Source organism: Salarchaeum japonicum (genome assembly GCF_049705945.1).
Classification (GTDB): Archaea; Halobacteriota; Halobacteria; order Halobacteriales; family Halobacteriaceae; genus Salarchaeum; species Salarchaeum japonicum_A.
In genome coordinates, this window is record NZ_JBNAMV010000004.1 from 1564543 (window position 1) to 1582047 (window position 17505).

The window sequence follows — 17505 nt, forward strand, 5'->3', positions numbered from 1 at the left end:
GAATCGACGAGCGTCAGCGAGACGTTCGTCGAAACGCCCCGAGAGGGTTCGAACGAGACGAGTCGCAGCGGCCGACCCGTGGGAGGCCGACCGTCTCGACGTGGTTCACGCGAACGGAGTGAGCGTGCAGAACCCCCTCCCGGGCATTTTCACAATCGTCGCTCGCGCTGGCGAGCGACAGCGCCCTGAAATTGTCGGGGCGGTCTCGTCGGGTGGTCCCCGGCGGGTGTTTTTATTTGCCGTGGATGTGTCGGTTGAGGTGATGTACGACAGTATCCTCTTGGCGACGGACGGAAGCGAGGCTTCTGCGGAAGCGACCGAGCACGCGGTGGCGCTGGCGGAAGCCACTGGTGCGACGCTGCACGCGCTGTACGTGGTGGACGAGGACGTGTACTCGGCGTACTCTGGCGACGAGTACGTGCAGGAACACGAGGGACTGGAGAGCGGCCTGGAGGAGGAGGGCGAGGACGCGCTCGCGGAGGTCGCGGCGGCCGCCGACGGGAGTGTCGACGTGGTGACGGAGTTGGTGCACGGGACGCCGTCGGACGAGATTCTGGCGTACGGGAACGAGCACGACGTGGACCTTATCGTCGTCGGGACGCGTGAGCGCTCGGCGGCGTACCGGAACCTTCTCGGGAGCGTCACGGAGCGCGTCGTCCGCATCGCGTCGCGGCCGGTGACGGTCGTGAAGACCCAGATAGACTAGCGGAGCGCGGCGACGCGCCGCCGGATAGCCGTTTCTATTTGCGGGCTCCAGTAGAGGGTGGCGAGCGCGACGACGTAGACGAGCGTGGAGGCGTCCCACGTGTAGGCGGTCGCGCCCGCGAACGTGCTCGCGCCGAGCAGGGGAACGAGGAGGCTCATCGTGCAGCCGACGCAGGAGAACAGACCGAGGACGGCGGACGCGACCATCCGGGTGGCGTCGAGCAGGCGCGCGTAGAGGACGTAGGCGAGCGCGAGATAGCCGATCGCTTTGAACGGGACGAGAGTGAGCTGCACGCCGAGTCCGCGGGCGGTGACGATGGGACCCCAGCCCGGCATCACCCACGAGACGGAGAACGCCGTGCCGCCGTGCGGCGGATTGACGACCGGGAGGAAGAGCAGGCCGCCGACGGCGGCGAGCACGACGACGTAGCCCGTGGCGAGCAGTCCCGATGCGAGTCTGGTTCGCGGTTGGGGGTCGCGTTCGCGGACCCAACGGCGGGTGTGGACGACCGCGAGCAGGCCGAGGTTGATCCAGACGAACGGGTAGACGACGTACCGCGGTTCGGTCACCCACCCCGGCGTCAGCGCGGTGTAGAAGACGACGAGCGTGAGTTCGGACCAGACGACAACCGCCCAGACCGCGAGCGTCTGCGGGTCGACGCGGTCGAGAACGCTGGACGCTCGCGTAGCCATACTCGAGGTTCGCGCTCCGGAGAGTAAAGCGGTCCGGAGTTCAGAGCGGGGCCGCGGCGGCGGCCGGCCGCACCGCGTCCGCTTCCTCGCGCCACGCGTCCGCCTTCGACTCCGCGATGTCGTCGACGACGCGGTCGACGCGCGTGCTCCCGGTGTGGAACTCCGTGAACAACCGCATCAGGTCTTCCGCGACGTGGTGGGCGTCGCCGAGCGACGGCACCGCGGCGATCTGGATGGTCGTCACGTCCTCGGGGCCGCTGCCGTGCCGGAGGTCGACCCGGTAGCCCTTGTTCGACTCGTCCACGCGGTCCGGGACGCGGCCGGGCGCGAGCACGACCCAGATGTCGCGGTCGATGTGCTCGTACTCGACTACAGGGTGCGGGTCGTACTTGCGTCCCACGTCCTCCTCGTACTCGGGGTCGGCGTGTCGCCAGTTCGGCGGAACGGTCAACCCATCAGACATGTTTTGGTCTTCGCGCGGCTTCACTAAACCACTACTGGCCCGAACACACGCACTCGTCTCAGTCGCTCAAAACGCTCGATAAAACGTCTCGGGGTTTCTAATAATTCGATAAAACATCCCGTGTCGCGCTCGCGGAGCGCGTGAAACGTCCTGAAACCACGCCAACGGTTGGCCCGTTATATGGGGATGGGTGGTGTAGACGTAATCGTGATGTCGAGTCCTCCAACCGCTCACGAGAACAGCCGCGTCGGGTCGCAAACCCTCCCCCTCGGCGTCCCGAGAGCCCTCGAAGCCGTCGGGTTCTGGAGCGCTGTCGCCCTCCCCTTCCTCTACGTCCCCCTGTTCGTGGCGGGACTCCCGTCGACGGACGCCCAAATCGCGTTCGTCGCGCTCGTCCTCGCGCACGCCGTGGCGCTCTTCCTCGGCCACGGCTACGAGGCCTAGTCCCGCCGAACAGCCGGGTTCGTCACCGCGCCCTGGGCGGCGGACCCGAACAAGTCCCCGTACTTCCGCAGCACGCCCGAGTCGTACTGCTGTTCCGGTTCCTCGCGCTCACGGACGCGCTCTTCTATCTCGTGGCGGTCGAGGTCCACGGAGAGTTCGCGGTTCGGGATGTCCACCGTCACGGTGTCGCCGTCCTCGACGCCCGCGATGGGGCCGCCCGCCGCCGCTTCCGGCGCGACGTGCCCAATCATCGGGCCGCGGGTCGCGCCCGAGAACCGACCGTCGGTGAGGAGCGCCACGTCGTCCTCGTGACCCTGCCCGACGACCGCGGCGGTGACGCCGAGCATCTCCCGCATCCCGGGGCCGCCCTGCGGGCCCTCGTTCCGGATGACGAGGACGTCGCCGCTCGCGATTTTGCCCGTCTGCACGTACTCCATGGCGTCCTCCTCGTTCTCGAACACGCGCGCCGGGCCCTGATGGTAGAGTTCGTCCTCGCCCGTGACCTTCAGAACCGCACCGTCCGGTGCGAGGTTCCCCGTGAGCACCTTGATTGCGCCCTCCTCGTGGAGCGGGTCGTCCGTGCTGTAGAGGAAGTCCGTCTCGATGTCCTCGTCGTCGGGCAGGTCGAGTTCGTCGAGTTCCTCCGCGATGGTGCGGCCGGTGACGGTCATCGCGTCCCCGTGCATGTACCCGGCCTCGACGAGGCGGCGAATCACGACGGGGACGCCGCCGACGGCGTGGAGGTCGTTCATCACGCGCTCGCCGCCCGGCTGGAGGTTCGCTATCTTCGGCGTGCGGTCGCTGATGACGTTGAAGTCCTCGATGTCGAGGTCGATTCCGGCTTCGGCGGCGAGCGCGAGCAGGTGGAGGACGGCGTTCGTGGATCCGCCGAGCGCGACCTGGAGCGCGACCGCGTTCTCGAACGACTCGCGGGTGAGGATGTCGCTCGGCTTCCGGTCGTTTTCCACCGCGTCGAGCACGAGGTCACCGGCGTCCCGCGCCACGTCGTAGCGCTCCGACGATTCGGCGGGCGCGCTCGCGGACCCGAGCGGTGCGAGACCGAGCGCTTCGCTGATTGACGCCATCGTGTTCGCGGTGAACATCCCGCCGCAGGAGCCCGCGCCGGGGCAGGCGTGACACGCCATCTCCTCGATTTCGTCTTCGTCCATCTTCCCGGAGGACACCGCGCCGACCGCCTCGAACACGTTCTGCACCGTGATGTCGCGGCCCTCGTGCTCGCCGGGCATGATGGACCCGCCGTAGAGGAAGACCGTGGGGAGGTCGGTGCGGATGGCGGCCATCATCATCCCTGGGAGGTTCTTGTCACAGCCCGCGACGGTGACGAGCGCGTCCATGCGCTCGCCGAACGACACGAGCTCCACCGAGTCCGCGATGACCTCGCGGCTGATGAGGGAGGCCTTCATGCCCTCGTGCCCCATCGAGATGGCGTCCGAGATGGTGATGGTGCCGAACTCGATGGGCATCCCGCCGGACTCCTTGACGCCCTCGTACGCCGCGTCCGCCACGTCGTCCAAGTGGACGTTACACGGCGTGATGTCGGCCGCGGGATTGGCGACGCCGACCATCGGCTTCGCGAGGTCGTCGCGGTCGTAGTCCATCGCGTAGAACATCGCGCGATGGGGGGCGCGCTCGGGGCCCTCGGTGACTTCCGTGCTCCGCAGCCCCGGGTCTTTCGTGGGGTGGTCGCTCATACCACGAACTGGCGCTCGGGACGAATAAACCCACCCGACCGAACAGACGTTGCCGCGCGACCGGAAGCTACACCCACCCCGAGGTCCGACTCCGGGTATGCACGTTGCGGTCGCACACTACCCGGAGGGCGCGGGCCACGCCACCCGGATGCTTGCCGTCACGCGCGAACTCGAAGCGCGCGGCGCGACGGTGTCGCTCGCGGGCGGCGGTCCCGGCGAGCGCTTCGCCGCCCTCCTCGGCTACGACGAGTACGTCCCCACGCGCGTCGACTTCATCGGCGACTACCAGGACGGCGGCGGCCTCACCGACGTTCTCACCGGCAGCCTCCCGGACAGCGCGCGCCGCGTCCGCGACTTCTACCGCTGGCTTCGACGCGAGGACCCGGACGCGCTCGTGACCGACGACATGTTCGCGGCGATGGCCGCGCCGCTGGCGCGCGTCCCGCTCTACGTCTGCACGCACAACGCGCCCGGCCTCTACGACGACACGGTCGAGCGCGCTGGCGCGTGGGCGCTCACCGCCTACCAAGTCGCCGCGGCCCGCGACTTCCTCTTCCCCGCGGTCTGGCCGCCCGGCGACGAGGACCCTATCGGCGTCTCGCGAATCCCGCCGCTCGCGCTCGACGTGGACGCACCCGTCGTCGGCGACCCGGACGTGGTGATGGTGCCGAGCACGTACTCGGACGAACTCGACGCGGCCGCCGACGGCCTCCGCGACGCCGGCCGACACGTCACCGTCGTCGGCGGCGACGACTGGGAGCCGGTGGCGTCGATGCTTCCCACGCTCCGCGCAGCCAACCTCGTGGTCTGTCCCGGCTACTCGACGGTGATGGAGGCCGCCGTCGCCGGCACGCCGACACTCATTTACCCATTCACGAGCGAGCAGCGCGGCGTCGCCCGACTCGCCGCGCGCGCCACCGGGTTCCGCACCGTCACCACGCCCGACGAGGTCGTCGCGGCCGCCGCCGACCCGCCCGACCCGCCCGCGTTCGAGAACGGCGCGGGCGTCGTCGCGAACGCCGTGCTCTCGTAGGCGTTACCGGTGCCGAAACCGGCTTGCTCGTTCCCGTCGACCGTCCCGTATGGCCGTTCGCGTCTCCGCGCCCGCCCGCCTCCACTTCGGCTTCTGCAACCTCTCGCTCTCCCACGAGCGCCTCTACGGCAGCCTCGGCGTCGCGCTCGCCGAACCCCGAACCGTCGTCACCGCCGCACCCGCCGATTCCGTCGTCTGCGACCACCCGGACGCCCGCGAGCACGCCGAACGCGCCGTCGACCTCCTCGACGTGCCCGGGGTTCGCGTGACCGTCGAGGAGGAACTCCCGCGGCACGTCGGCCTCGGGAGCGGCACTCAGCTCGCGCTCGCCGTGCTGAAAGCGGTCGCCCGCGCGCACGACTGCGACCCGCACGTCCGGGAGCGAGCGCCGGCGCTCGGCCGCGGCGGCCGCTCCGGCGTCGGCGTCGCCGGGTTCGAACGCGGCGGGTTCGTGCTGGACGCCGGCCACCCCACCGAGCGATTCACCGCACGAGCACCGGAACCCGGTGGCTGGACAGTCCCCGAGATCGCCGCGCGCCACGAACTCCCCGACGACTGGCGGTTCGTGCTCGCGCTCCCGGACGCCGACCCCGGCCGGCACGGCGACGCGGAGGAGTCGAGCATGCGCGCCGCCGTGGAGGACGCCGACCCCGGCGTCGCGGACAGCATTGCGGGCCTCGTCGTCCGCCGCGTCCTCCCCGCCGCCGCGGAGGGCGACCGCGGCCGATTCGGGCGCGCCGTCGCGGAACTCGGTCGGCTGAACGGCCAGTGGTACGCGGACGAACAGGGCGGCGTCTACCGGCCGCCCGCGGGCGCGGTGGTCGACAGCCTCCGCGAGTCGCCCGCCGTCTCCGGTGCCGGCCAGTCCTCGTGGGGGCCGGCGGTGTACGCGGTCACGGACGCCACACACGCCGCGGAAGTCCGACTCGCCGCGCGGGACGCGCTCGACGACGCCGACTGCGACGGCCGCGTCCGCGTCGTCCGCCCCGACAACACGGGTGCAGGGTACGAGCACAACCCCAACTCGTAAGCACGCCCCCGTCCTCTCGCCTGTATGGCTCGGATACCGTTCGGTATCTCCCGGCTGGACGACCAGATCGGGGGTGGCGCGCCCGGCGGGAGTGTCGTCCTGCTCGCGGGCGAGGCCGGCGCCGGCGCGCGCGAGTTCCTGTTCACGAGCGCCGTGATGAACGGCCTCGCGTACAACGACCCCGACCTCTTCGACCTCCACTACGGCGAGGTCGGCCGCGCGGCCGAACTCCCCGAGGAAGTCCACTACGTCTCCTTCACGGCGAGCGCCGACGAACTCCACCGCGAGGTGTCGCTGACGATGGACGACACCATCGTGGACGCCGGATTGACCTCGGTCGCCTTCGAGGACCTCTCCCCCGAGTTCTTCCAGTTGAGTCCGGTGCCCCGCGAGTGGTACGTCGGACAGACGCGCTCCATCACCGAACTCGGGAAGGAGACGGACCGCCGCGACGTCATCGAGGCGTTCGCGGACTACCTGGACGCGAACGCCTCGAACAGCCTCGTGGTCGTGGACTCACTCACGGACCTCGTGGGCGCGGAGACGGGCGGCGTCCAGTTCAGCGACATCGTGTACGCGCTCAAGGGCTTGCGGAAGGCGGCGCGGTCGTGGAACGGCCTCATCCTCATCCACGTGAGCCAGGAGGCGCTCACCGACGTGCAACTCGGGAACCTCGTGACGAGCGTGGACGGCACCATCCAGTTCGAGTGGGAGACTGGTGGAAACGAGCGCGTGCGAACGATGTTCGTCCGGGAGTTCCGGGGCGTGCTCTCCCAGTTGGAGGACGAGGACATCATTCGGTTCGAGACGGAGCTCCACGAGGCCGGGTTCGACGTGAGCAACGTCCGCAAGATTCGTTGACTCGGGTTGACACGTAACGGAGCGAATTTTACTCTAGCGGTCAAACACGTTAAGGCGTCCGCACCCGAAATAGGGACGAATGCCGGACGGGACGAGTGAGACGACGGGGGAAGTAGCCGTCTCCGGAGGGGCGGCGAAGTGGCTCGAAGCCCGGGCTGAGGAGTCAAATCTGGACCCGGACACGTTCCTGATGCGGTTGGTCGCCGCGTTCCGCACCGTCGAGGAGACGGGGGACGTGTCGTTCGCGACGAAGGGCGATTTCGAGGACCTCGCAACGGATGTGGACGCCCTCGAGGACGACATCGACGCGCTCCGAACCGAGACGGAAGACGACATCGAGGACGTTCGCGAGCGCGTCGTGCAGGTCGCGGAGGCCGTCGAGGGGGCGGCCGACGCGGAGCACGACCATCCCGAATTGACGGAACGAATGGACATGGCCGCGGAGACGGTCCAGCAACTCCGCGCGGACACGCGCGCCGTCTCCGAGGAGGTCGACGACCTCCGGGAGTGGGCGACCGAGGGGTTCGAGAACTACGAGGACGTCCTCGAATACCTCACCGAGACCACCGAAGACCTCGACGAGAAGGTCGGAACGCTGGCGCGCGTGCTCGTGGACGTGCGCCGGTCGACGCGCGCGCTCGCGGCCGCCGAGGAGGAACGCGCCGCGGCGGACGCGCTGAAGCACATGGCGAACAAACAGGGCGTCCGCGAGGGCGTCTGCGAGGAGTGCGAGAACGCCGTGGACGTCGCGCTCCTCACGGACGCGACGTGTCCGTTCTGCCAGAGCACGTTCTCCGGCGTGGAGGCCTCGCGGCGCTTCGGCCTGTTCCAGTCCGCGACGCTCACCACGGGCGAACGCCCCGCGCTGGAGGCGCCCGCCGTGGAGGAGTCGCTGGACGACGAACTGGAGGAACTCGTCGATGAGTGAGGACAACGCGGACGACGCGCGACGCGATGCGCCGAGCGACGAACAAAGCGATGTGCCGCATGACGCGTCGGGGAACGTGACGGACGATACGCCGAGTGACGCGTCGGGCGACGCTCCGGACGCCGTAACGGACGACGAACCCGGTGAGCGGGATGCGCCGCTCTCGGACCTCGCGACCGGCGTGCGAGAGCGCGAGGCGGAACGGGAGCGGGAGAGCGACCCCGACTTCGACGAACTGTTCGAGGCCGTCGACGTGGAGGGCGTGGACGGCGAGCAGGCGTGGCGCGACCTGCTCGCGGAGGAGGAGGGCGAACCGCTCGCTGTCGGCGAACGCGTGCAGACCGACGAGAACCGGGACGTGCGGCGCATCGAGAACCGCACCTGTCACAACTGCCAGTACTTCGGCGAACCGCCGACCCTCCACTGCACGCACGAGGGCACCGAAATCCGGCGGGTCGTGGACACCGACCACTACGAGGTTGTGGACTGTCCGATGGTTGTGGACGAGGAGGAGTTCGAACTCCCCGAGACGGAGTAGACGCCGGGCGAGGGGTTTTTTCGCGGCGCGCGGCTAGTCGGCGTATGCAATTCTGCGACGAGTGCGGGTCGATGATGCGAAAGGAAGACGGCGCCATGGTCTGTTCCTCGTGCGGGCACAGCGAGGCGCAGGACGAGGCGCTCGCGGAGGCGTTCGTCTCGACCGACGCACAGGACACCTCCGACGTCATCGAGTCCGACCCCGAGAGCGGGGATGAGGGAAAACCGACGGCGGAAGTCGAGTGCGACGCGTGCGGGAACGGCACCGCGTGGTACACGATCAAACAGACGGGGTCGGCGGACGAACCGCCGACGCGCTTCTTCAAGTGCACCGAGTGTGGGCACCGCTGGCGGAGTTACAGTTAGGCGACGAGGAGCCACGCCGCGAACACCGCGAGGCCGCCGATGAGGACGCTCACGACGGCGTGTTTGCGGAGACGGTCGAGGGTGTGGTGGGCATGGTCGTCGAGGTCGGCGGCTTCGTGGATTTCGCTCCCGACCTCGCAGCGCGGGAGGAAGTCCATGGCGATGTGGAGGAAGATGCCGGCGGCGAACCCGAAGACGATGCCCCTGAATTCGGGGCTGGCGGGTATCTGGAGGGCGCTCGCGGTGATGGCGGCCAATCCGACACCGGCGGCGGGGAGGAGGAGCATGCTGAGGGGACGGTTGTTGCGGCGGAGGCGACCGGCGGCGGCGTAGCCCGCGGGGCCTTTGTGGGAGACGATAGCGAGGCCGAGCAGGAGGCCGAGGTCGGGCATCGACCCGTAGACGATGCCGATGATGGCGCCGGCGGAGAGCGCGTGCGCGGCGATCTGTGCGGTGGTGGTGTCGAGCGGGAGGTCGCGGTGGGTGAGTTCGTGGCCGACGGTGTGCGCGGCGAACCCGGCGAGGACGCCGGCGGCGATGCCGAACCCGCCGAACTTGGGATGTTGGGCGATGGCTTGCGGGACGATGAACGCGGCGGCGCTGGCTATCATCGCGCCGGCGGAGAGCCCGTACCCCCAGACGAGCGCGGTGGGGTTGCTGGTGGGGTCGCGGTAGCCGACGACGGCGAACCCGAGCATCCCGACGAATGCGGCCCAGGAGATGCCGAGGAGTTTGTACGAACCGTCGAGAACGGCGTACGCGGACGCGCCGAGGAACGCGACGACGGTGAGCGCGCCGAGCGCAATGGCCGCCCGATTATTGTGATTCGAATCGGGACTGAAACTCATTCATTAACAAAATTATTGGTGGAGTTATTAACTTTGTCGATGGCCGTCGGGTAGAAGGCGCTGGCGACGGGAGAGGACGTATGCGCGTCATCGACATGGACTGGGAGCGCGTCTGCTTCGCCAGCTGGCCCGTCGACCCCGCGCTCGTGGAGCGCTCGCTCCCCGACCGCGTCGACGTGGACACCTACGACGGCCGCGCCTACCTCTCCGTCGTCCCCTTCCTCATGGGTCGCGTTCGCCCTCGCTACGCCCCTCGCCGGGTCGGCCTGGACTTCGCGGAACTCAACCTCCGCACGTACGTCGAAGTCGACGGCGACCCCGGCATCTACTTCTACAACCTCGACGCCGCCGACCCCGTCGGCGTCGCGCTCGCCCGCGCGCTCTTCAGCCTCCCCTACTACCGGGCCGACACCCACGTCGAACGCGCGCCCGACGACGGCACCCGCTTCGAGTCCACGCGCACCCACGACGGCGTCCCGCCCTGCGAGTTCGCCGCGACCTACCGCCCAACCGAGGAACCGACCACGCCCGACCCCGGCAGCCTCACCGAGTGGCTGGTCGAACGCTACCGGTTCTACACCGAGGGCCGTCAGCGGCTCTGGTACGGCGACGTGGAACACCCCTCGTGGAAAACCGCCGACGCCGAAATCGCGTTCGACGACAACGAACTGTTCGCCGCGAACGGCTTCGACCACCCCGCGGGCGACCCGCACGTCGCGTACAGTCCCGGCGTCCCCGTCACCGCCCACCACCTCCGCCCCGTCTAAGCCGGCCGTCGCGCTGCCTGTCGTTTTATTGTCCGCGCGCCCCCTCTCTCTGGTATGAGTTCCCCCACGTCCGCGGTCGTCGTCGGTGGCGGATTCGGCGGTCTCTCCACCGCCTGCTACCTCGCGGACGCCGGCGTCGACGTCACGTTGCTCGAGAAGAACGACCAGATCGGCGGCCGCGCGAGCGTCCTCGAAACCGACGGTTTCCGGTTCGACATGGGGCCCTCGTGGTACCTGATGCCGGACGTCTTCGAGAACTTCTTCGCCGACTTCGGGCACGTCCCCGAGGACTTCTACGACCTTCAACCGCTCGACCCGCACTACCGGATCTTCTTCAAGGACGGCGACCGCGTGGACATGACCGGCGACCTCGACCACGTCCGCTCGGTCTTCGAATCCTACGAAGCGGGGGCGGGCGACGCCTTCGAGGACTACCTCGCGAAGAGCGAACGGAACTACGACGTGGGGATGGAGCACTTCGTCTACGAGGACCGCCCCCGCCTCCGCGACTACCTCTCGCTCGACGTCGCCAGGAACGCCCGCGGCCTCAGCCTCCTCGGGTCGATGGAGGACCACGTCGACGACTACTTCGACCACGAGAAACTCAAGCAGATAGTCCAGTACTCCCTCGTGTTCCTCGGCGGCAGTCCGAGCAACACGCCCGCGCTCTACAACCTCATGACGCACGTCGACTTCAACCTCGGCGTCCACTACCCCGAAGGCGGGATGCGCGGCGTCGTCGACGGCATCGTCACCCTCGCGGAGGACTTGGGCGTGACCTTCCACACGGACGCGGCCGTCGAGCGCATTCAGCCCCACGAACCCGGATTCACCGTCGCCACCGCCGACGCCGAGTACGAGGCCGACGCCGTGGTGAGCGACGCCGACTACGCCCACACCGAACTCGAACTCCTCCCCGCTCAGTACCGCCAGTTCGACGAGGGCTACTGGGACTCGCGCACCTACGCGCCGTCCGCGTTCCTGCTCTACCTCGGCGTGGAGGGCGACGTGGACCCGCTCTCCCACCACACGCTCGTCCTCCCCACCGACTGGGAGGAACACTTCGCCGAAATCTTCGACGACCCGGCGTACCCCGACGACCCCGCCTACTACGTCTGCGTTCCCTCCGATACCGACGACTCGGTCGCGCCCGACGGCCACAGCAACCTCTTCGTCCTCGTCCCCATCGCGCCCGGCCTCGAAGACACACCCGAGATTCGCGAGGAGTACCGCGACCTCGTGCTCGCCGACCTCGCCGAGAACACCGGCGTCGACGTTCGCGACCGCATCCGCGTCGAGGAGTCCTTCTCCGTCTCCGACTTCGCGGAGCGCTACAACAGCTATCAGGGGACCGCGCTCGGGATGGCGCACACGCTCACGCAGACCGCACTGTTCCGCCCGCCGCACGCGAGCGAGTCCTGCGACGGCCTCTACTTCACGGGCGCGAACACCACGCCCGGCATCGGCGTGCCGATGTGCCTCATCTCGGGCGAACTCACCGCCGACTACGTCCTGTAGATGGACTACCGGTACCTCCTCACGCTCTCCCGGCCGCGGTTCTGGCTCTACCTCGCCGGCCCCGTGCTCGTCGGCGCGACGTACGCCGCGACCGGGGTGAGCGACCTCGCCGCGCCCGTCGTGCTCGCGCTCGCCGCGTACTTCCTCGTGCCCGCGAACGTCCTCCTCTACGGCGTCAACGACGTGTTCGACCGGGACGTGGACGAACACAACCCCAAGAAGGAGGAGCGGGAAGCGCGCTATCGGGGGTCTCGGGACGTGCTCGTCGCGCTCGCCGTTTCGGGCGTGCTGGGTCTCGGGACGTTCGCAATCACCCCACCCGTGTCGTGGCCGTGGCTCGCGGGGTTCTTCGCGCTCGCCGTCGGGTACAGCGCGCCGCCGGTCCGCTTCAAGACCACGCCCGTCCTCGACTCCGTCTCGAACGGCCTCTACGTCCTCCCGGGCGCGGCCGCGTACGCCGCCGTCGCCGGCACCCACCCGCCCGCGCTCGCCGTGCTCGGCGGCTGGCTGTGGACGATGGGAATGCACACGTTCAGCGCGATTCCCGACATCGAGCCGGACAGGGAGGCCGGTATCCGCACCACCGCGACGTGGCTCGGCGAATCCACGACCTTCGCCTACTGCATCGGGGTGTGGGCGCTCGCCGCCGCCGGGTTCGCCCTCCTCGACCTCCGATTCCTCGTCGTGTTCGGCGTCTACCCCGCGTTCTGCGCGTGGGTCGCCGCCTCGGACGTGTCGGTCGACCGCGCCTACTGGTGGTTCCCGTACCTGAACGCACTCGCCGGGATGCTCCTCACCCTCGGCGGCCTGTGGAGGCTCTATGGATAGACGCGACGCCGAAACGCGACTGGAGAGCCTCGTCCGAGAGAACCGCTTCACCATCGCGGTCGTCTTCCCGTTGGTCGGCGCGGTCACGCTCGTCGCGAGCGAACTCGGCCTTCTCCCGCCGCCGCTCGCGTTCAACCCCGTGTTCGTGCTATTTGGGACGCTCGTCATGCGCCTCCCGCTCGTCGCCGGCTTCCTCCCCCTCGTCGGCCGCCGCGAAGCCGTCGCGCTCGTCGGCCTCACCGCGTACACGTACCTCGTGGAGTACGTCGGCGTCCACACCGGCTTCCCCTACGGCGAGTTCGAGTACCTCGTCAGCCTCGGCCCGATGCTCGCCGGCGTCCCCGTCGGCCTCCCCGTCTTCTTCTTCCCGCTCGTCCTGAACGCCTACCTCCTCGTCCTCCTCCTGCTCCGCGAGAACACGCCCGGCTGGGTGCGCGTCGCGCTCGCCGTGCTCGTCGTCGTCCTCGGCGACCTCGTGCTCGACCCCGCCGCCGTCAGCCTCGGGTTCTGGCAGTACGCCGACGGCGGCGCGTACTACGGCGTCCCGCTCTCGAACTACCTCGGCTGGATTCTCTCCGCCACCGTCGCCATCGGGTTCGTCGAGTACGCGTTCAGTCCGCGCGCGCTCGCCGAACGCCTCGCGCACTGTGAGTTCATGCTCGACGACCTCGTGAGCTTCGTCCTGCTCTGGGGCGCGGTCAACCTCGTGTACGCGAACTGGGTTCCCGCGGCGCTCGCCGCGCTCGGCGTGGTCGTGCTCGTCAGAACCGACCGCTTCGACTTCCGCGTCCGCGCCTAGAGCGTCGCCACGCCCTCCTCGCGCTCCCGGTCCTCGGACGTGTTCGTCCGGTCGGCCGGCACCGCGCTCACCGCGTCGAACACCGCCTCCGGGTCGCCGCTCCGCCACCACCGCCAACTCGTCTTCGCCACCACGTACAGCTTCCGCGGGAGCCCGAGACTCGGGCGCTCGGAGAGCACGTCGAACCCCTGTCGGCGGATGAGCCGGTGGTGCTCCGCGTACAACACGGCCGCGAGCAGGACGGGGAACTGGCAGTCCCGTGGGAGGTACTTGATGCCCGCGACGCCCTCCCGGTAGAGCGACTCCGCGCGCGACAGCTCAGACTGGAGCGCCGTCGTCAACCCCTTCGACGACTCGTGGTTCCTGAGCTGGTCGACGGTAACGCCGTTCGCCCGCAAGCGCTCCATCGGCACGTACACGCGGTCGAGTTCGTCGATGTCCTCCCGGACGTCCCGAATGAAGTTCGTGAGCTGGAACGCCTTCCCGAGCGCGCCGGCGTGCGGCAATGCTGCGTCCGCGTTCTCCCCCTCGGGGTCCATCAGCGCGACCATCATGTGCGCGACCGACACCGCCGACCCCCGCATGTACTCGTCGAGGTCGGCCGCCGTCTCGTACCGCTGCGTGTCGATGTCGGACTCCATCGCGTCCAGGAACACCTCGACCTCGCCGTCCGGAATGCCGTACTCCTCCTTCAGGTCCGCGAACGCCGCGATGACGTCGTCGTCGGGCGTCCGGTCACCCAGCACGCCCTCGCGGATGCGTTCGAGTTCCGCGCGCTGCTCCGCCGGCGATAGGTCCTTGTCGCCGTCCACGACCTCGTCCGCGACCCGGAAGAACCCGTAGAGGACGTACGTTCCGCGTCGTACACGCTCCGGGAGGAGTCGCGTCGCGAGGTAGAACGTCTTCCCCGTGCGTCGGTGTATCGACTTCGCCGTCGCGACCTGCTCCCGGGAAACCATAGATACCTCGAATAGACGGCCGCCTGCGACTTAGTTGTGCGGGGCTATCGGAGCGCGTTCTCCACGAGGGCGGCGTGCGCGCGCCGCAACCGCTCGGAGAGCGACTGGTCGGAGATGTCGAGCGTCTCCGCGAGCTCGACCGTCGTCGTGTTCCGCGGCACGTCGTAGAACCCGGCGTCGAGCGCGGCGAGCAGGGTCTCGTGTTGTTCCGCGGTCAGTCCGAACGTGCCGTCCGTCGGGCGGCCGTCCTTCTGCAGGCTCATGACTTCGAGCGACACGTCCTTCGATTGGCAGTCGTCGCTGAACGCCGCGAGGTCGTCCTCGCTGCGAAACCGCGTCTCGAACGTCCAGTGGTCGCCGTTCCCGCCCGCGGACAGGACGTGCGCGCCCGCGCTCCGCAGGTCGCCGAACACGTCCTCGTTCTCGTCCGTCCACGACAGCGAGTACCGGCGGCTGTCCGTGTAGTCGTCGAGCAGTTCGAGGTCTGAGACGGCGCGCGCTCCCCGGAGTTCACCTTCGAACGTGGAGAAGTCCGTGCCGGTCGTTCCCTCCACGTGCAGGGACCGCGTCCCGGTTTCCACCGGAACGAGCGGATCGACGGTGACGCTCACGCCTGCCGCGCGCGCCGCCCGGCCGAACGCGACCGTGTCGGCGGGCACACGAAACGTGAGAAGAACGCTCATGGATGCCGTTGCAGTCCTCTCGTGATAAGCCTGTTCGCCTATAGAGTTACAGGTCGAGGTGGGCGTCCAGCAGGCCGCCGGGCGTCGCGTCGTGGAGTTCGATGCGGTAGGACACGTCCACGATTGGCGCGTCCACGTCCACCAGTCGAGAAAGGTCCACGGGCGTCCCCGCGACCACCGCGTCCGGGTCGACCGCGTCGATGGTCGCTTCGAGATCGGCGCGCTGCGCGTCCGAGTACCCCATCGCAGGCAACACGCGGTCGAGGTGGTCGTACGTCTCCAGGATGTTCGCGATAGACCCGACCGCTGCGTCCCGGGGGTCGAGGCGTTCCACCGCGCCGTACTCGTCGGCGGCGACCGCGCCCGCGCCGTATTCGGCGTCGCCGTGCGTGAGCGTCGGGCCGTCCTCCACCACGAGCACCGACGCGTCCCGAACGAGGTCGGGGTCGTCCACCGTGACCACGGAGTCCGCGTGATACAGGGCTGCGTCGGGGTTCGCGTCCCGGACGCGGGAGACAGTCTCCGCTATCTGGTCGTCGGTCGCCGCGTCCTCCTTGTTCACGACGACGGCGTCCGCCGCCCGGAGGTTCGCCTCCCCCGGATGGTACGTGTCGGTGTCTTCGGGCCGCAGGGGGTCGGCGAGCACGAAGTGGGCGTCCGGCCGCACGAACGGCAGTTCGTTGTTCCCGCCGTCCCAGACCACGACGTCGTGCTCGTCGCTCGCGCGCGCCAGCACCGCCCCGTAGTCGACGCCCGCGTACACCGTGTGGCCGCGCTCGATGTGCTGTTCGTACTCCTCGCGCGCCTCCACGGTCACGCCCGCCGCGTCGAGGTCCGCCATCGAGTCGAAGCGCTGCACGCGGTCCGCGGCGAGGTCGCCGTACGGCATCGGCTCGCGCACCACCGCCACCGACCGGCCGCGCGACCCGAGTTCGTCCGCGAACGCCCGCGAGAGCTGTGACTTCCCACAGCCCGTACGCACCGCGTCCACCGCCACCACCGGCACGTCCACCGACACCTGCATCTCCTTCGGCCCGACGAGCCGGAACCCCGCGCCCGCCGCGAGCGCGCGGGCCGCCGCGTGCATCACGTGTTCGTGCGACACGTCCGAATAGGAGAAACAGACCGTATCCACGTCTTCCTCGCGCACGATAGCTTCGAGGTCGGCTTCGGGTCGAATCGGGATGCCGTCCGGATACCCGGGGCCGGCGAGTTCGGGCGGGTAGCGCTCGTGGCCCTCGTCGGTCTCCCCGAGGTTCTGGCCGGGCGCGCGCGTGAACGCCACGACTTCCACGGCGTCGTCGCCCCTGAACACGGTGTTGAAGTCGTGGAAGTCGCGGCCCGCCGCGCCCATGATGACCACGCGTTCCGTCATACTCGCACGAGAACGCGGACGCTCAAAAGTCCGGAGGCCGCTACAGGAGGACGGCCGGGAGGTAGAGAACGAGGCAGGCGAGCGCGCCCCGTCGAGTCACCGCGCCCTCCCGAGCGAGCAGCGCGAGTACGACCGCGGACGCCGCGGTCATGTACGCGATGGGCAGGAAGAGGCCGTCGGAGACGGTGAGGCCGCCGACGGCCGCGCCGACGCCGAGCGAGAACAGCGGGTCGGTGATGTTGCTCCCGAGGAGGGTGCCGACGGCGATGCCCTCCCTGTCGCGGCGCACCGCGAGCACCGCGACCGTAATCTCCGGGAGCGTGGTGCCGAGACCGGTGACGACGCCGACGAGGTAGGTTGGGACGCCGGTCTCGACGGCGAGCGTGCGGCCGCTGGAGACGAGGACGTGTCCGCCCGCGACCACGAGCGCCAGCCCGACCACGGTGCGGAGTGCGGCGCGGGCGCGCGTCGTGTCTCTCGTGCGCTCGGTCAAGCCCTCGTAGTCCTCGTGTTCGTAGAGGACGGCGAGAAAGACGACGTAGAGCGCGACCGCGACCACGCCTTCGAGATGGGTGACACCGCCGCCGGTCGCGACGAGAACGCCCATCACGGCCATCGCGGCGAGCATCCCGCCGCCGTACGCCGCGACCTTTCCCCGGGAGACGACGAGCGGGCCGACGAGCGCGACCACGCCGATGCCGAGCGTTATCTGGGACGTGGCGGACCCGACGATGTGGCCGACGACGAGGTCGCCCGCGCCGTACAGCGACCCGTAGACGGCGGTCGCTATCTCGGGGAGGCTGCTGCCGACGGCGACGACGGTGATGCCGACGAAGAACGTGGAGACGCCGTACCGGCGGGCGAGCGCGCTCGTACCGTCGACGGCGCGGTCGCCGCCGAACACGAGCATGCCGACGGCGACGACGAGCGATGCGACGGTCGCGAGCACGCCCCGT

General features: G+C 69.3%; 20 protein-coding genes. 12 read left to right on the plus strand and 8 right to left on the minus strand.

Going from position 1 to position 17505, the window contains the following annotated elements; translation table 11 throughout:
* Positions 1-262 precede the first annotated feature (262 nt).
* Positions 263-706 (plus strand): universal stress protein, encoded by a 444-nt coding sequence (locus tag ACOZ4O_RS10220; protein ID WP_424525207.1) that lies wholly within the window; start codon positions 263-265, stop codon positions 704-706.
* Here the strand turns inward: ACOZ4O_RS10220 and ACOZ4O_RS10225 are convergent.
* Positions 703-1398: a DUF7546 family protein gene (locus tag ACOZ4O_RS10225; RefSeq protein ID WP_424525208.1), complete on the minus strand. Its 696-nt coding sequence runs from the start codon at positions 1396-1398 to the stop codon at positions 703-705. The two genes, ACOZ4O_RS10220 and ACOZ4O_RS10225, sit on opposite strands and share 4 nt — an antisense overlap.
* A 40-nt stretch (positions 1399-1438) precedes the next feature.
* Positions 1439-1861: a hypothetical protein gene (locus ACOZ4O_RS10230; protein ID WP_424525209.1), complete on the minus strand. Its 423-nt coding sequence runs from the start codon at positions 1859-1861 to the stop codon at positions 1439-1441.
* Positions 1862-2071: 210 nt separating this feature from the next.
* Between ACOZ4O_RS10230 and ACOZ4O_RS10235 the strand changes: the two genes are divergently transcribed.
* Entirely contained in the window at positions 2072-2305 is a 234-nt protein-coding gene (locus ACOZ4O_RS10235; RefSeq protein WP_424525210.1) for a hypothetical protein, read from the plus strand.
* On the opposite strand, the gene ilvD is transcribed toward ACOZ4O_RS10235, so the two are convergent.
* Complete coding sequence (gene ilvD / locus ACOZ4O_RS10240; protein ID WP_424525211.1) at positions 2302-4017, minus strand: dihydroxy-acid dehydratase; 1716 nt, start codon at positions 4015-4017, stop codon at positions 2302-2304. The genes ACOZ4O_RS10235 and ilvD overlap by 4 nt on opposite strands.
* A 97-nt stretch (positions 4018-4114) precedes the next feature.
* Between ilvD and ACOZ4O_RS10245 the strand changes: the two genes are divergently transcribed.
* The 6 genes from ACOZ4O_RS10245 to ACOZ4O_RS10270 all read left to right on the plus strand — a co-directional run bounded on the left by ACOZ4O_RS10245 (position 4115) and on the right by ACOZ4O_RS10270 (position 8772).
* Entirely contained in the window at positions 4115-5050 is a 936-nt protein-coding gene (locus ACOZ4O_RS10245) for a glycosyltransferase (protein WP_424525212.1), read from the plus strand.
* A gap of 49 nt (positions 5051-5099) precedes the next feature.
* Complete coding sequence (locus ACOZ4O_RS10250) at positions 5100-6080, plus strand: beta-ribofuranosylaminobenzene 5'-phosphate synthase family protein (RefSeq protein WP_424525213.1); 981 nt, start codon at positions 5100-5102, stop codon at positions 6078-6080.
* Between the two features lie 24 nt (positions 6081-6104).
* Positions 6105-6941: an RAD55 family ATPase gene (locus ACOZ4O_RS10255; protein ID WP_424525214.1), complete on the plus strand. Its 837-nt coding sequence runs from the start codon at positions 6105-6107 to the stop codon at positions 6939-6941.
* 79 nt (positions 6942-7020) lie between these two features.
* The gene (locus ACOZ4O_RS10260) at positions 7021-7869 is read left to right on the plus strand and encodes a hypothetical protein (protein WP_424525215.1); all 849 of its coding nucleotides are present in this window, start codon (positions 7021-7023) and stop codon (positions 7867-7869) included.
* Positions 7862-8407 carry a hypothetical protein gene (locus ACOZ4O_RS10265; RefSeq protein WP_424525216.1) on the plus strand — a complete coding sequence of 182 codons (546 nt, stop codon included), beginning with the start codon at positions 7862-7864 and terminating at the stop codon, positions 8405-8407. Before ACOZ4O_RS10260 ends, ACOZ4O_RS10265 begins: the two co-directional genes overlap by 8 nt.
* A 44-nt stretch (positions 8408-8451) precedes the next feature.
* Positions 8452-8772, plus strand: a complete 321-nt coding sequence (locus ACOZ4O_RS10270; protein ID WP_424525217.1) for a transcription factor S — start codon at positions 8452-8454, stop codon at positions 8770-8772.
* Here ACOZ4O_RS10270 and ACOZ4O_RS10275 read toward each other — a convergent pair.
* Positions 8769-9620: a ZIP family metal transporter gene (locus ACOZ4O_RS10275; RefSeq protein WP_424525218.1), complete on the minus strand. Its 852-nt coding sequence runs from the start codon at positions 9618-9620 to the stop codon at positions 8769-8771. The genes ACOZ4O_RS10270 and ACOZ4O_RS10275 overlap by 4 nt on opposite strands.
* Positions 9621-9700: 80 nt before the next feature.
* Here ACOZ4O_RS10275 and ACOZ4O_RS10280 point away from each other — a divergent pair, with 80 nt between their 5' ends.
* The 4 genes from ACOZ4O_RS10280 to cruF are packed head-to-tail and all read left to right on the plus strand — an operon-like array spanning position 9701 to position 13532.
* The gene (locus tag ACOZ4O_RS10280) at positions 9701-10387 is read left to right on the plus strand and encodes a YqjF family protein (protein ID WP_424525219.1); all 687 of its coding nucleotides are present in this window, start codon (positions 9701-9703) and stop codon (positions 10385-10387) included.
* A 54-nt stretch (positions 10388-10441) separates the two neighbouring features.
* Positions 10442-11905, plus strand: coding sequence for a phytoene desaturase family protein (locus ACOZ4O_RS10285; RefSeq protein ID WP_424525220.1), 1464 nt, complete (start codon positions 10442-10444; stop codon positions 11903-11905).
* Positions 11906-12733: a prenyltransferase gene (locus ACOZ4O_RS10290; protein WP_424525221.1), complete on the plus strand. Its 828-nt coding sequence runs from the start codon at positions 11906-11908 to the stop codon at positions 12731-12733.
* Positions 12726-13532 carry a bisanhydrobacterioruberin hydratase gene (cruF, locus tag ACOZ4O_RS10295; RefSeq protein WP_424525222.1) on the plus strand — a complete coding sequence of 269 codons (807 nt, stop codon included), beginning with the start codon at positions 12726-12728 and terminating at the stop codon, positions 13530-13532. Before ACOZ4O_RS10290 ends, cruF begins: the two co-directional genes overlap by 8 nt.
* Here cruF and ACOZ4O_RS10300 read toward each other — a convergent pair.
* Genes ACOZ4O_RS10300 through ACOZ4O_RS10315 form a run of 4 tightly spaced genes read right to left on the minus strand, consistent with a single transcriptional unit; the run spans position 13529 to position 17498 of the window.
* Positions 13529-14491 carry a phytoene/squalene synthase family protein gene (locus ACOZ4O_RS10300; protein ID WP_424525223.1) on the minus strand — a complete coding sequence of 321 codons (963 nt, stop codon included), beginning with the start codon at positions 14489-14491 and terminating at the stop codon, positions 13529-13531. The genes cruF and ACOZ4O_RS10300 overlap by 4 nt on opposite strands.
* Positions 14492-14535: 44 nt before the next feature.
* Positions 14536-15174: a helix-turn-helix domain-containing protein gene (locus tag ACOZ4O_RS10305; protein WP_424525224.1), complete on the minus strand. Its 639-nt coding sequence runs from the start codon at positions 15172-15174 to the stop codon at positions 14536-14538.
* A 46-nt stretch (positions 15175-15220) separates the two neighbouring features.
* A complete protein-coding gene (locus tag ACOZ4O_RS10310; RefSeq protein WP_424525225.1) occupies positions 15221-16549 on the minus strand; it encodes a GTPase in 1329 nt (442 codons plus the stop codon).
* Between the two features lie 40 nt (positions 16550-16589).
* Positions 16590-17498: a sodium:calcium antiporter gene (locus ACOZ4O_RS10315; RefSeq protein WP_424525226.1), complete on the minus strand. Its 909-nt coding sequence runs from the start codon at positions 17496-17498 to the stop codon at positions 16590-16592.
* Positions 17499-17505: the final 7 nt, after the last annotated feature.